We start from the raw sequence: 13,711 nt of genomic DNA, 5'->3' as shown, positions 1-13,711 counted from the left end.
CTCAGTGCAGCGTGCGCGGCACGGTCAGGGTGAAGGCGGGAATCGGCGCTTCGAAGCGCGTCCCGTCTTCGGCCTGCATGCGGTAGCTGCCGCGCATCGTGCCCAGATCCGTTTCCAGCACGGCGCCCGACGTGTATTCGAACGCTTGGCCCGGCTCGAGATGCGGCTGATGGCCGACCACGCCGTCGCCTTCGACCTCGCGCACCTGGCCGTGCGCATCGGTGATCACCCAGTGCCGGCCGAGCAGTTGCGCGGCCACGGTGCCCTGGTTCTGCACGCGCACGGTGTAGGCGAACACGTAGCGATCGTGATCGGGCGAGGATTCGCTTTCGACGTAATGCGCCTGCACTTCGACGCCGATCGCGTGAGAATTACCGTCGTTCATCCGCCCGAGTTTACGTGTACGCGCAGGGCGACGGAACCGCGCGGGCTTCACGCACCCGCGCGTGCGAGTGAATTGGCCAGTGCGATGAAGCCATCGACCGGCACCTGTTCGGCGCGATGCGTTGGATCCAGGCCTGCGGCGACGATCGCATCGGCATCGCAGATCTTCGACAACGCATTGCGCAGCGTCTTGCGTCGCTGGTTGAACGCATCACGCACCACTCGCGAATAGAGCTCGCGATCGACGACGGCGACTTCGTCGGCGGACTTGGGCACGAGTCGCACCACGGCCGAGTCGACCTTCGGCGGCGGACGGAACGCACCCGGCGGCACGTCGAACAGCGGCGTGACGCGGCAATAGGCCTGCAGCATGACGCCCAGACGTCCGTACACCTTGCTGCCCGGGCCCGCGGCCATGCGGTCCACGACTTCCTTCTGCAGCATGAAATGCATGTCGCGCACGACCGGCGCGTGGTCCAGCGCATGGAACAGGATCGGCGACGACAGGTTGTACGGCAGGTTGCCGACCAGCCGGATCGTGCCGCCGTCGGCGAGCGCGGTGAAGTCGACCTTCAGCACGTCGGAATGGATGATGTGCAGCGTGCCCAGGCTCTGCGCGGCTTCGGTGAGCGGCGCGATGAGGTCGCGATCGAACTCGATGACGGTGAGTTCGTGATGGCGCTCGAGCAGCGGAAAGGTGATCGCGCCCTGGCCGGGGCCGATCTCGACGAGGCGGTCGCCGGACTGCGGATCCACCGCTTGCACGATCTTGGAAATGATCCCGCGCTCGTGCAGGAAGTGCTGGCCGAGGTGCTTCTTCGGCGGCTCGGTGAAGTGGCTCGTCGTCATCCGGGGGATTATCCCGTAGCGGGCGTCGACAGGGCGCGCCGGGTTCTGAGTGCGACGATCAGGCGCGGATCGAACGCCGCTGCTTCGCCAGTCGCGCGCACAGATCCGCCGCCGCGAACAGGCTCGATGGATCGGCGCGGCCGCGACCCGCCAGGTCGAGTGCCGTGCCGTGGTCGACCGCGACGCGCGGATACGGCAGCCCGAGCGTGATGTTCACCGCGCGCTCGAAGCCGCTGAACTTGAGCACCGGCAGGCCTTGGTCGTGATACATGGCCAGCACCGCGTCGAAGCCGGCGAGTTTCTGCGGCAGGAAAGCGGTGTCGGCGGGCAGGGGGCCGGCGAGCCACAGCCCGTCACTGCGCAGGCGTTCGATCACCGGCTCGATGACGTCGATCTCCTCGCGCCCGAGGTGCCCGTCCTCGCCCGCATGCGGGTTGAGCCCGAGCACCGCGATGCACGGAGATGCAATACCGAAGTCGCGACGCAGCGCGGCGTCGATGATGCGCAGCGTGCGTTCCAACCGATCACGCGTGATCGCGTCGGGCACGTCGCGCAGCGGGAGATGCGTGGTCGCCAGCGCCACGCGCAACGTGTCGTGGCCGAGCATCATCACCACCTCGCAACCGGCCTGCATGGCGAGCAGTTCGGTGGTGCCGGAGTAGGGGATGCCGGCGTCGTTGACGACTGCCTTGTGCACCGGACCGGTGACCAGGCCATCGAGCCTGCCGTCGAGACAGGCTTGCGCGGCCGCGGTCATCGCGTCAATCACCGAACGCGCGTTGGCGACTTCCAGATGGCCGGGTTCGACCGTTTGCGCGACCGGAAACGGAACGATCCCGAGCGCGCCGGCGCGCGCGGCCTCGGCATCGTCGGGATCGACCAGTCGGAGCGATTGGCCGGCGCGTCGCGCGGCGGCCTCGAGGACGCCGGGGTCGGCGTACGCGATCAGTGCATGGTCGCGCGGCCGCCCGGCGAGGGCGACGCATAACTCGGGCCCGACGCCGGCCGGCTCACCCGGGACCAGCGCGAGGCGCGGCGAGGTCACTCAGCCGCCGGAAGCCGGAGCAGGCGTGACCGGTGCCGCTGCGGGCGCGGGCGTCGCGGCCGGAGCCGCTGCGGCCTGAGCGCCGCGGACGTCGACAAACGCCTCGCCACGCAGCTCGCGCAGGTACTGGTTCCACTGCTCTTCGAGCTTGCGGCGGCCAAGCGTCTCGGCGACCTGCGCTCGGCGGTTCTGATCGCCGACGTTCGCTTCGCGCGAGCCGAGGCGCTGCAGAACGTGCCAGCCGGCCTGCGTGCGGAACGGCTTGGAGACCTGATTGTCGCTCAGCAGGTTCACCTGGCTGCGGAACTCCGGGCCGAACTCGTCGGCCGTGAACCAGCCGAGGTCGCCACCGCGGCCGGCCGAGTTCTGGTCCTGCGAGTTCGCCTTCGCCAGCTCGGCGAAGTCGGCGCCCCCTGCGAGGCGGGCGGCCAGCGTTTCGGCTTCGGCGCGCGCCTGGTCGTCGGTCTTGCCGTCACCCACGCGGATCAGGATGTGGCGGCCGTGGTACTGGGTGACCATCTGCGCCGGCGCCTGCGAAGCGTCGCGCACTTCAACGAGGCGCAGCAGCTGGAAGCCGCTGGGGCCCCGGATCGGATCGGTAATGCCACCCGGCTGCAGGTTGTTGACCATCTGCGCGAACGCGGTCGGGATCTCGTCCGCCGAGCGCCAGCCGAGGTCGCCGCCTTCCAGCGCGTTCGGGCTGTCGGAATAACGCACCGCCGCGGCCGGGAAATCGATCTCGTGGCGATCGAGCAGGCCCTTGATGCCTTCGACCTTCTTCTGCGCGGTCTGGATCTGCTCCGGGGTCGCGCCTTCCGGCAGCGACACGAGGATGTGCGCGAGGTGGTACTGCTTGCCGGTCTGCGCGCTCGCCGCCATGGCCGACTGGATCTCCGCCTCGCTGACGTTGACGCGGCTCTGCGCGAAACGCTGGCGCAGGCGCTGCATCATCAGTTCTTCGCGGATCGATGCGCGGAAGTCGGCGACCGACGAGCCGTCCGCCGTGACGCGCTGGCGGAGCTGGTCGACGCTGACGTTGTTCTGCTGCGCGACCGCGGCGATGGCCTGGTCGACTTCCTCGTCGTTGACGCGGATGCCGGTTTCCTCGGCGCGCGCGACCTGCAGCTTGCTCAGGATCAGGCGCTCGAGCACCTGGCGCTCCAGCACGTCCTGCGGCGGCAGCTGGCTTTCCTTGCCGGCGTACTGCGAACGGATGTTGGCGATGGCGCGATCGAGCTCGCTACGCAGGACGACGTCCTCGTTCACGACGGCGGCGATGCGATCGAGCGTCTGCGCCTGCTGCTGCGCGGCGGCGGTCAGCGGGGCGAACGCGGGTGCGAGCAGCGTGGCCGACAGCAGGCACGCGAGCAGCGTCTTCACCGGGCGGGAGGATGTCTTCATGGGGTCGGGTCGGAAGTCGAGGAGGTGCCGTTGTTGACGGGCGGACTCACCGTCTGCGGCGGGACGAGGTACAGGTCGTCGCGGTCGTAACCGAGAATAGCACGGCGCAATACGCGCTCCGTCTTCTGCCCGGCCGAGCCCAGACCCTTCAGTTCAACTTCCAGTTGGATTGAGTTGTTCAGGTCGCCGGTGCGGTCGCGCAGGTACCGGCGTGCCACCGCGCGGACGGCGAGGCAGCAGCTTTCCCACTGGACGCCGGCGATTTCCTCGAGCGGCTTCTTGTCCAGCAACGAGTAGTAGTAGCGGCCGACCACGCTCCAGTTGTCCGTGATCGGATACAGGAACGACACGTCCGCCTGGCGGACGAGGTCGGGCTGGCTGCCCGCGACCGCCGGGTTGTACGTGGTGTTGCGGCGATAGCGGTAGCCGAAATTGATGATGCCGCGGTCGCCGACCAAGTAGCGTGCGCGCAAGCTCGCGAGGTCCTGACCGCGGATTTTCGGATCCCACTGGTACGCGCCGTTGATCAGCCAGCGATCGCTCGGCGCGAAGCTGGACTCGACCACCCACGCGGACTTGCCCTGTGACACCGGCGTCTCGGCGCCATCGATGAACACCTGGCTGTCTTCGAAGTAGCGGATCTGGCCGAGGCTGACCGAAAGACGCTCGCGGCCGTCGTTCTCGCTGATGAAGCGAGTCGTCGCTGCGATCGTGAGCTGGTTCGCGTCGGTCTGGCGGTCAGGACCGGTGTAGCGGTTGTCGCGGAACAGCTGGCCCCAGCTGAACGTCATCGGCGCGGTGTCGAACAGCGGGATGCCGTTCTGGTCGCGGTACGGGACGTTCAGATAGAACAGGCGCGGCTCGAAGGTCTGCAGATAGCGCGTGCCGAACACCGTGGTGTCACGGTCGAAGTACATGCCGGCGTCGACCGACGAGATCGGCAGGCTGCGCGACGGCGACAGGTCCGTCAGGTGCGCCGGCGAGCGCGTCTGCCACTCGTTGTCGAGCTGCCAGTCGGTGTACCGCCATGCCAGCTTCGGATGGATGAACCAGCTCGCGCCGTCGAAGTTCGCGGCGACATATGGTTTGACGTCCAGGCGCGAGCCGTCGAACTGACCGAGCTGGTTGTCGTAGGTCGCGTGCTGGAAGCGCACGAGCTCAGCGTCGACGCCCGTTTCCAGCCAGCGCCCGAACGGCTGCGCCCAGTGGCCGTACATGCGCGGTAGGCGGTCGTACGGAAGGTTAGCGTCGCTCAGCGTGTAGTCGGCGAGCTGGTAGTGGTCGGCGGTGATGCCGGCATTCCAGTAACGGCCGCGACCGGACACACCGGTCTCGCTGCGCACGAAGTAGCTTGAGACGCCGTACAGGCTGTTGCTGAAATCTTCTAGGTAATGCGTGTCACTGACCCAGCCGAGGTTGGCACTGGCGTACCAGTTTCCGCCGAGGTTATGGATCGCGCCGAGGCCGAACTGGCCGCGGTTGCGATCAGGCAGCGTCGCGCCCGGAATCGGATTGCCGTTGAGGTCTTCCAGGTAGCGCTCAGGGCGACGATCGGGCAGGTCGTCCTTTGGCATCCACGAACCGAACACGGTGCCGCTGCCCTGTTCGTACAGCCAGCGGAACTCCGCGCCGAGGTTGACGCCGCGCTTGCTCATGTACCGCGGGTACAACGTGGCGTCGTAGTTCGGCGCGAGGTTCAGGTAGATCGGCTGACGCCAGTCGAAGCCATTGCGGTTCGAGCTCGAGATCGACGGATACAGCAGGCCGGTCTGGCGACGATCGTCGGTCGGGAACTGGAACCACGGCACGTACAGGATCGGCACCTTGCCGACGCGCAGCGTGGCGTTGTGCGCGACGCCCCGACCCTTGGCGAGGTCGATGTCGATCTCGCGCGCGCGCAGTTCCCACGCGCGCTGGCCGGGATCGCAGGTGGAGTAGGTGCCGCCGAACAGTGCGCCGTCCTGGTCCTTCAGCGTGATCTTCTCCGCGGAGCCGTTGCCGCGGCGGCGCATCAGCTGGTACTGCAGATCGTTGATCGTGTGCGTGTCGGATTCCTGATTGCCTTCGGCGCTCTTGGCGACGATGCGCATGCCCGAATCCTGGTACCGCACGCTGCCGTCGGCGCGGTAGTCGCCGGACGTCTGGTTGTAGGTGAGGCGGTCGGTGCCGAGGAACTGGTCACCACGACGCAGCTGCACGTTGCCCTGCACCAGCGTGTCGGCCGACTCCGAGCCCTGAAGCGTGTCGCCCTCGATGTCGGTGGGCTGCTTCAGGCGCGTGCTGGTGTCGCCGGAGGTCGGCGTTCCCACGCCCTCGAACGCAGGGACCGCGTCACGCAGCGGGCACAGGCTCCAATCGTCCTGCTCCTCCGCTGCCATCGCGGGTAGGGCGATGGCGATGCACAGCGATAACGGGAGCAGGCGGAGAGTCGGTCGCACGCGGGGCATCCGTGGATATGAATGGCGTTCCGGCCATCGGGCGGGTAGCTTGCCGTATCCCCGACGGGGCGGCAACGCGGCAGGATCGGGCCAGCAAAGTGGAGGCGGCATGAGTTCAGACGACACGCGGAACGACATCGCGCAGACGCCGACGGACGACGAATGGCGCGCGAAGCTCACTCCGGAGCAGTACGCGGTGTGCCGGTGCTCGGCCACCGAGCGCGCATTCACCGGCAAGTACTGGAACCATAAGGTCGCGGGCACCTACACCTGCGTCGCCTGCGGTTCCCGGCTGTTCCTTTCGGTCGATAAATACGACTCGGGCAGCGGATGGCCGAGCTTCGTGCGGCCGGCCACGCCGGAAGCGGTGGTCGAGCATGCGGACGAAAGCCACGGCATGCGGCGCGTCGAGGTCAAATGCGCGCACTGCGATTCGCATCTGGGCCACGTGTTCCCGGATGGCCCGCCGCCGACCGGCCTGCGCTACTGCATCAATTCCGCTGCGCTCGACTTCGAATCCGAGCCCACGGGCTGACATGCGCGACGTGTTGCTGGTGGGCGCCGGCGGCGCGCTCGGTGCGATGGCGCGTCACCTGGTCGGTACCGCGATGCTCGCCACGTCGACCGCGTGGCGTTTTCCGATCGGCACGCTCGCCGTCAACGTCTCGGGCTGCCTGCTGATCGGCGCGTACGCGGCACTGGCCGAGCAGATGCCGGGGCTCAACGGCCCGGCGCGCCTGTTGCTGGTGACCGGCGTGCTCGGCGGCTACACCACGTTCTCGGCGTTCGGCCTGGAGACGATGCTGATGCTTCGTCGCGGCGATGCGTTGCTCGCGACGGGCTACGTCGTCGCGAGCGTGCTGTTCGGCCTTGCGGCGGTGTGGATCGGCATGAAGGCCGTGGCGTTCGCGCGCTGATCAGGTCGCGGCGAACGCGTCGCGTGTGAGGTTGATCGGATCGCCGTCCGTGCAGACCACGTCATCCTCGATGCGGATGCCGCCGTACGGACGGAACGCATCGACGCGCGACCAGTCGACGCTGTCGGCATGCGGCCCGGCGCGCAGGTCTTCGAGCAACATATCGATGAAGTACAGGCCCGGCTCGATCGTCACCGCCATGCCCGGTGCCAGCGTGCGCGTCAGGCGCAGGTAGGGATGGCCTTCGGGTTTCGGCAGCGACGGCCCACCGGCGTCGTCCGACGCGAAGCCCGCGACGTCATGCACCTGCAGGCCGATGCCGTGGCCGAGACCGTGCGGAAAAAATGTCGCGCTGACGCCCGTCGCCACCGCGGCTTCCGGCGACACGCGCAGCACGCCGTGATCGCGCAGCACGCCCGCGAGTGCGAGGTGCGCGTCGAGATGCAGCTGACGGTAGTCGACGCCCGAACGCACCTGCGCGCACATGCGCTGCTGCGCGGCGTCGACGGCGTTGATCAGCGACTGGAATTCGCTGTCCGCATCGCGCGCATAGGTGCGCGTGATGTCGCAGGCGTAGCCGCCGTACGACGCGCCGGCGTCGATCAGGAAGCTGCGGATGTCGGCGGGCGCGTCGCGGTCCAGTTCCGTGTAATGCAGCACCGCGCCGTGCTCGTTGAGCGCGACGATGTTGCCGTAAGGCAGGTCGTTGGCGTCCTGCCGCGCGGCCGCGCAGTATGCGAGGTGGATGTCGAATTCGGAACGGCCGTCGCGGAACGCGGCCTCGGCGGCACGATGCGCACGCGTACCGATGCGTGAGGCCTCGCGCATCATCGCGATCTCGTACGGCGTCTTGAAAGCGCGGTGGTATTCAAGGTATGCGATGACCGCGGCCGGGTTGTTCGGCGCATAATCGCCAAGCGCGCTCTGCGGTTCGCCGACGATCGCGCACCTGCCAGGAGGGGGCAGGTGGCTGGCGGCTTCTTCGATCGTGCGGATCACCGCGACGTCGAAGTGCTCGACCCACCAACCACGCGGCGCCTCGGGGACCACGTGCCAGTAATCACGCGGCTGCAGGTAAATCAATTTGGGACGCTGACCCGGCGTGGCGACGAGCCAGCTTCCCGGGTTTCGCACGAGCGGAAGCCACGCCTTGAATTGCGGGTTCACCGCATACGGATAGTCACGATCGTCGAACGCCTGGTAGTGCAGGGTGCCGCTGGGAACGACGAGGTGGTCGAAACCGCCGCGCTCCAGCGCGATGGCGGTGCGGGCCTGCAGCACTTCGATGTGGCGGGCGTACAGGGACGAAAGCGAAGGATCGGTCATGTCGACAGCATCGGAGGGCGACGACGTGGATTCTGACCGATCCGCAGCCGCGTCGCCGGGCGTGCGCCGGCAGCCGCGACGCGCATGGGCGGCGAGCCTCGTCGCGCTCGGCGTGGGACTGCTGCTGACGGCGGCGCTGGTCGGCGAGCAGCTGCATCGCGCGCGCCTGGAGCGGGCGCAGCATCTGCGGGCGCTGGCCGACGGCGAGATCGGCGCGCTGCAGGAACAGCTGCGGGACTACGACCTGGCGCTGCGTGCATTGCAGACTGGCTTCCTCAGCCACGACGTCGATTTCGAAAGCTTCGATCGCCTGTATCGCGCGCTCGACCTGCATCGACGCCTGCCCGGCCTGCAGGCAGTCGTCTATTCGGTGCCGCAGACGCGCGCGGACGGGTTGCACTATCCGACGCTGTACGTCGCGCCCCGCGTGGGCAACGAACGCGTGCTGGGTCTGGACGTGCGCACACAGCCGGCGAACCTCGTCGCGCTGCAGCAGTCGCGCGACAGCAACCGGCCGGTGCTGTCGGCGCCGTTCCGCCTGATCCAGGACCCGGCCGACCACGCGCCCGACGGCTTGCTGCTGCGGCTGCCCGTCTACAGCCCCGGCGAGCCGCCGGTGACGCTGGACGATCGCCGCGCGCGTTTCGTCGGGTCCGTGGCGATGTCGTTCCGCATCTCGCGGCTCGCGGCGGATGCGTTTCGTCCCGAATGGCGTCACTCGCTGCACCTCCGCGTGGTCGACGTCGATGCGCCGTCGGGTGCGGTCGTATTCGATTCCAGTCCCGGCCACGCGGCCAGCGCGAGCGGCTGGAAGGCCACGCACATCATCGCGTTCGCAGGCCGCCACTGGCGCGTCGACATGCACGACGCGCTCGATGGCCGCATCGACATGCGCCAGAGCCTGCCGCTCGTGGTCGCAGGCATCGCCGGCAGCGTTTTGTTCGCGCTGTGGATCGCGGCGCTTGCCGGTGCGCGGCGTCGTGCGCTGGCGGTCGGCGAGGCGATGAGCCGTCGCTATCGCGAAAGCGAAGAGCGCTTCCGCGTCGTCAACGAATTGCTGCCCGCGCTGGTGCTGCTGGCGCGCGAGGACGACGGACGCGTGATGTACGCGAACGAAGCCGCACGCATCCGCTTGGGCGAGAACGTCGACGGCACGCCGCTCGATGCGTTATTCGAAGACGCGCATCGCCGTGCCGAAGTGATGCAGGCCGAGGATCCGGGCTGGGAAAGCGTGGAGGCGATGTTGCGCAGCACTAACGGCGACCGCTTCTGGGCGAGCGTGTCGATGTCGCGCGTGCGCATCAATGGGCTGTGGAAGCGGCTTGTCGTCGCATCGGACATCTCACAGCAGCGCCAGCTCACCGAGTTGCTGAGCTACCAGGCGTCACACGACGCGTTGACGGAGCTCTACAACCGTCGCGAGTTCGAGCGCCACGTCGAACGCACGCTCGCGCATTCGGCGCAGAGCCTCACGCATTACGCACTGCTCTACGTCGACCTCGACCAGTTCAAGCTGATCAACGACACCTCCGGCCACGCGGCCGGCGACCAGTTGCTGTCGCAGCTCGCACAGGTGATGCGCGAGCAGCTGCGATCGGGTGACGTGCTCGCGCGCCTCGGCGGCGACGAGTTCGGCGTGCTCGCCTGCGACGTGCAGGACGAAGCCGCCGCGCGTCTCGTGGCCGAACGCCTGCGGCAGCACATCGACGGCTACACGTTCGTGTGGGACCAGTCGAGCTACGGCATCACCGCGAGCATCGGCGGTGTACTGCTCGATCCGACGAGTTCGTTGAAGGAGCTTTTCGCGCAGGCCGACAGCGCCTGTTACATGGCGAAGGAAGCGGGCCGCAACCGCGTGCACTTCTTCTCCGTCGGCGACAACGCGATGGCGCAGCGTCGCACCGAGATGGAATGGGCGCACCGCCTGCGATGGGCGCTGGAAGCCGACCGTTTCCGCCTGTATTTCCAGGAAGTGCATCCGCTGAAGAGCCTCGCCGGCGGCACACGTCTCGAGTTGCTGCTGCGGCTTCTCGACGAGGACGACCGAATCGTGCCGCCTGGCGCGTTCATTCCGGCGGCCGAACGCTATGGCCTGATGCCCGCGATCGATCGCTGGGTGGTCGAGACCGCGCTCGCGAACATCGACAACCTGCATCCGGAAGGGCGCGGCCTGTCGATGGTGGCGATCAATCTTTCAGGCGCGACGATCGAGGACGAATCGTTCGTCGCGCGCATCCTCGAACTCATCTCGCAGCACGACATCGATCCGCGGCGGCTGTGCTTCGAAATCACTGAAACGCTCGCGGTGCGCAATCTCGCGCAGGTGTCGCGTTTCATGAACCAGCTGCGCAAGGCCGGCTGCCGTATTTCGCTGGACGACTTCGGCGTCGGCATGTCGTCGTTCGGTTATCTCAAGAACCTGCCCGTCGACATGATCAAGATCGACGGCAGCTTCGTGCAGGACCTGATCAGTGATCCGATGAGCCACGCCATCGTGCGTGCGGTCACCGACATCGGCCATCAGCGCGGCATGCAAGTGGTGGCGGAGTGGGTGGACAGCGAAGCGATCATCCGCTCGCTCACCGAAATCGGTGTCGACCATGCTCAGGGTTTCGCGTTGCACCGGCCCGAGCCGGCGCAGATCCATCGTCGCGATCAGACGTAGGTCGCGCCCGGCGCGTCGATCCAGTCGCGCAGGCGGTCGATCTGGCCGTCGTCGAGCGAGAGGAAGCGAAAGCCCGTCCATGCCTGGCCCGGCGCCGCCGCGGCGTTCTGCCAGAGCAGATGCGCGCCGACTTCGAATGCATGGCGATTGCCGGCGCGGTCGGCGAGCATGAAACGCAACTGGTAGAGGCAGTCCTCGTGCAGCGGCCCGCTCGCGAGCAGGAGCATGCCGCTTTCGGAGATGTTGCCGAGCTGGCCGACGGCCTGGCCCGTCATCTCGTCGATGACTTCCACGCGATCATCGACACGGCGGCGCCGGCTACGACGCGCTTCGTCGGCGAGCGTGTTCATACGGCGCGCTCCGGTCGACGCGCCGATGTTGATCCGGCACCGAGCGATTGCAGCGCGGCGCGCCATGCGCGATCGACGATGCGACCTTCGCCTGCGGTGACGACCTGCGCGCGTCCCGCCGCGAGATCCCGCGCGAGTCCGTCGACGGTGCCGTCAGCGACGCGCTGCCCGCGCGGATTCACGAACAGCGTCTGACCGGTCACGGTGCTGAACCACGACAGGCGGCGACGCGTGGTCGCGCCGCCTTCGTCGCGCAGGTCGAACCATGTGCCGGGCGGCAGTTCGCGGATGCGATTGGCCTGCAGCTGTGCTTCCGCGTCCAGCCGCTCGCCGCCATCGCTGTCGGCATCGGTGTCTTCACCAAGGCGTGCACGCGACTTCAGGCGCATGGCGAGTTCGGTACGCGTCGATGCGTCATCGCCGCTGTCATCTTCGGTACCGGTGAGGATGCGCGCGATGCGCGACGCGTCGTCCGCGTGGTAGCCCACGGTCGACAGCCACTGGTCGACGAGTAGCACGAGATCCGGGCCTGCATTCGCCTGACCCGCTGCGGCGCACACCAGCTCGTCGGTCGCCTCGACGAGTCCCGCCCATTCCGTGCTGTCCTCGCCGTGGCGCAGATGCGCGAGCGTCAGCACGTCGGCCCAAGCGTGGCGCAGCATGCCGCGGTGGAAGGCCGGTAGCTTGATCGATTGCAGCGCCGCGTCGATGACGTCGGCAGCGCGGCGACGTGCGACGGCGAGCTTGTCCTTGCCGCGCGCGGCTTCGACGTTGCGGCGCTCGGACACTTCGGAGCGTCGCGCGACGGCCTGCAGTTGCTGGTCGAGCGCGGTCACGCCGCTGCGGAACGCCGCGGCCGGGTCGTCCGGCGCGCACGCAATCGCATCGACGATGCGCTCGAGGTGCAGCAGGAGCTGTGGATCAATGTCGTCGGCCGCATACCAGCGCGCGCCGGATTCGGCGACCGCGTTGAGCACTTCGCGCGCGGGGTGCGCCGCGCGCAGGAAGAAGCCGGGATCGGCGAGCGCGAGACGCAGCAGCGGCAGGCGCAGGCGATCGAGCATGCTCTTCGCCGGCGCGTCGCCGCGAATCTCACGGTCGAGATGCGCATACATCAGCGACAGCAACTCGAAGATGTCGGCGTCTTCTCGCGACAGCGCGACCGCTTCGCCCTGGCGTTGCCGCGCATGGAGCAAAAGCCACTGACGGATGCCGTCGATGTCGAGACCGTTGACGTCATCGCCCGCGGACGCGAGCAACTGCAGCGCGACGGCGGTCGGAAGTTCGGGACGTGCGGTCGCAGCCGCGAGCGCACTCGTGCTGATGGAGCCCGTGCTGCGGCCTGCGTCGGCATTGTTTTGCCCGCTGCCGAGGCCGGAATTTCCGCCGAAGCTTGCACCCGCATTCGCACCGCCGAAGCTGCCGCGGAAGCGGTCGGCCATCGAACGTTTAGAGGCGAGCAATTCCTGCAGCAGCTCGAACGTCGGGGTGTCGCCTTCGCTGGGCGCGGCGCCGGCCCAGCCTGTATGCGGGCGCTCGCGTTCGGCGACCGCGCTTCCCTCGACCGTCGCGCTCGCCACGCGTGCGCGCGGACGCAACGGTACGAACGACAGCCCGGGCATGATGCGATGGCGCACCAGCGCTTCGTTGATCGCTTCGGCGACGACCGGATAGTCCACCAGCACCGACCGGTCGAATTCGCGAAGGAGCATCACACGCATCGGCAAGTGCAAGCCGCACGACTCCGCGGCGGCCACCACCATTTCGCACAGGCGACGGGGCCCGACGGGCAGCGTCAGCGGCTCGAATGCCGGGCGTTCGGCGAGTACACCGAAGCGCTGGCACAACAGGTGGATCGGCAACGGCGCGCGCGCTTCGACGCGAAGCGTGACCGTCTTCAATTCGGTTTCGATGTCCTGCTCATCGTCATCGACCAGCCGAAGCTCGTCGAACGAGGGCATCGCGAATGCAGCGGCAGAACTCGCGCGCGACGGCTGCGGCGTGGCGCGCAGCGTCGCCAGCTCGGTGTCGAGCGCACGCGCGAACCTGTCGATAAGGTCGCGCTGGCGCCGCAGCAGGAGTTGCGACTGCTCGGCCTGGACGCTGCCGAGCGCGAAGATGGTGCCGGTGTCGCGCGGGTTGGTCAGGCGGCCCGCGATCTGCGTGAGCGCGCGGTCGAACGGGTCGACGACAAGCTCGTACGCCGTGGTGTACACGGCGTCCACTGCGTCCCGCACCCGGCGCGGCAACGCCGCGGACGCAATCGCGTCCGCGGACGGAATCCGCCTATGGGGTGGAAATGGGACAGACACCTTGTTCTCCCCGCCAACTGAGAC

At 67.9% G+C, this 13,711-nt stretch carries 11 protein-coding genes; 3 read left to right on the top strand and 8 right to left on the bottom strand.

The features are described from left to right. Position 1: 1 nt before the first annotated feature. Genes apaG through lptD form a run of 5 tightly spaced genes read right to left on the bottom strand, consistent with a single transcriptional unit; the run spans position 2 to position 6,117 of the window. Positions 2–385: a Co2+/Mg2+ efflux protein ApaG gene (gene apaG / locus ACVWWW_RS13140; protein WP_027082009.1), complete on the bottom strand. Its 384-nt coding sequence runs from the start codon at positions 383–385 to the stop codon at positions 2–4. A gap of 47 nt (positions 386–432) precedes the next feature. Next, positions 433–1,233: a 16S rRNA (adenine(1518)-N(6)/adenine(1519)-N(6))-dimethyltransferase RsmA gene (rsmA, locus tag ACVWWW_RS13135; RefSeq protein ID WP_027082010.1), complete on the bottom strand. Its 801-nt coding sequence runs from the start codon at positions 1,231–1,233 to the stop codon at positions 433–435. A gap of 58 nt (positions 1,234–1,291) precedes the next feature. Further along, positions 1,292–2,278 (bottom strand): 4-hydroxythreonine-4-phosphate dehydrogenase PdxA, encoded by a 987-nt coding sequence (gene pdxA / locus ACVWWW_RS13130; protein WP_027082011.1) that lies wholly within the window; start codon positions 2,276–2,278, stop codon positions 1,292–1,294. After that, the gene (locus ACVWWW_RS13125; RefSeq protein ID WP_036141029.1) at positions 2,279–3,679 is read right to left on the bottom strand and encodes a peptidylprolyl isomerase; all 1,401 of its coding nucleotides are present in this window, start codon (positions 3,677–3,679) and stop codon (positions 2,279–2,281) included. After that, positions 3,676–6,117 (bottom strand): LPS assembly protein LptD, encoded by a 2,442-nt coding sequence (gene lptD, locus ACVWWW_RS13120; protein ID WP_155914123.1) that lies wholly within the window; start codon positions 6,115–6,117, stop codon positions 3,676–3,678. The genes ACVWWW_RS13125 and lptD overlap by 4 nt, the downstream gene beginning before the upstream one ends. A 109-nt stretch (positions 6,118–6,226) precedes the next feature. Between lptD and msrB the strand changes: the two genes are divergently transcribed. Together msrB and crcB are read left to right on the top strand one after the other, a co-directional pair. Continuing rightward, positions 6,227–6,652 carry a peptide-methionine (R)-S-oxide reductase MsrB gene (gene msrB, locus ACVWWW_RS13115; protein WP_027082014.1) on the top strand — a complete coding sequence of 142 codons (426 nt, stop codon included), beginning with the start codon at positions 6,227–6,229 and terminating at the stop codon, positions 6,650–6,652. Between the two features lies 1 nt (position 6,653). Beyond that, positions 6,654–7,034, top strand: coding sequence for a fluoride efflux transporter CrcB (gene crcB, locus ACVWWW_RS13110; RefSeq protein ID WP_027082015.1), 381 nt, complete (start codon positions 6,654–6,656; stop codon positions 7,032–7,034). Here crcB and pepQ read toward each other — a convergent pair whose 3' ends face one another. Then, positions 7,035–8,360 (bottom strand): Xaa-Pro dipeptidase, encoded by a 1,326-nt coding sequence (gene pepQ / locus ACVWWW_RS13105; protein ID WP_027082016.1) that lies wholly within the window; start codon positions 8,358–8,360, stop codon positions 7,035–7,037. It abuts the gene before it with no gap. A 25-nt stretch (positions 8,361–8,385) separates the two neighbouring features. Here pepQ and ACVWWW_RS13100 point away from each other — a divergent pair, with 25 nt between their 5' ends. Then, positions 8,386–11,025 (top strand): bifunctional diguanylate cyclase/phosphodiesterase, encoded by a 2,640-nt coding sequence (locus ACVWWW_RS13100; RefSeq protein ID WP_456998711.1) that lies wholly within the window; start codon positions 8,386–8,388, stop codon positions 11,023–11,025. Here ACVWWW_RS13100 and ACVWWW_RS13095 read toward each other — a convergent pair. Both ACVWWW_RS13095 and ACVWWW_RS13090 read right to left on the bottom strand, forming a co-directional pair. Then, complete coding sequence (locus ACVWWW_RS13095; protein ID WP_027082018.1) at positions 11,016–11,375, bottom strand: PilZ domain-containing protein; 360 nt, start codon at positions 11,373–11,375, stop codon at positions 11,016–11,018. The genes ACVWWW_RS13100 and ACVWWW_RS13095 overlap by 10 nt on opposite strands. Continuing rightward, positions 11,372–13,612 (bottom strand): DUF1631 family protein, encoded by a 2,241-nt coding sequence (locus ACVWWW_RS13090; RefSeq protein ID WP_456998710.1) that lies wholly within the window; start codon positions 13,610–13,612, stop codon positions 11,372–11,374. Before ACVWWW_RS13090 ends, ACVWWW_RS13095 begins: the two co-directional genes overlap by 4 nt. Positions 13,613–13,711 lie beyond the last annotated feature (99 nt).

Source organism: Lysobacter sp. HA18 (genome assembly GCF_054057595.1).
This window is presented reverse-complemented; position numbering and strand designations above follow the sequence as displayed.

What these genes read in the sequence shown, in the direction of transcription:
- apaG (WP_027082009.1), bottom strand. Translation starts at nt 385, where the DNA reads ATGAACGACGGTAATTCTCACGCGATCGGCGTCGAAGTGCAGGCGCAT.
- rsmA (WP_027082010.1), bottom strand. Translation starts at nt 1,233, where the DNA reads ATGACGACGAGCCACTTCACCGAGCCGCCGAAGAAGCACCTCGGCCAG.
- ACVWWW_RS13125 (WP_036141029.1), bottom strand. Translation starts at nt 3,679, where the DNA reads ATGAAGACATCCTCCCGCCCGGTGAAGACGCTGCTCGCGTGCCTGCTG.
- msrB (WP_027082014.1), top strand. Translation starts at nt 6,227, where the DNA reads ATGAGTTCAGACGACACGCGGAACGACATCGCGCAGACGCCGACGGAC.
- crcB (WP_027082015.1), top strand. Translation starts at nt 6,654, where the DNA reads ATGCGCGACGTGTTGCTGGTGGGCGCCGGCGGCGCGCTCGGTGCGATG.
- pepQ (WP_027082016.1), bottom strand. Translation starts at nt 8,360, where the DNA reads ATGACCGATCCTTCGCTTTCGTCCCTGTACGCCCGCCACATCGAAGTG.
- ACVWWW_RS13095 (WP_027082018.1), bottom strand. Translation starts at nt 11,375, where the DNA reads ATGAACACGCTCGCCGACGAAGCGCGTCGTAGCCGGCGCCGCCGTGTC.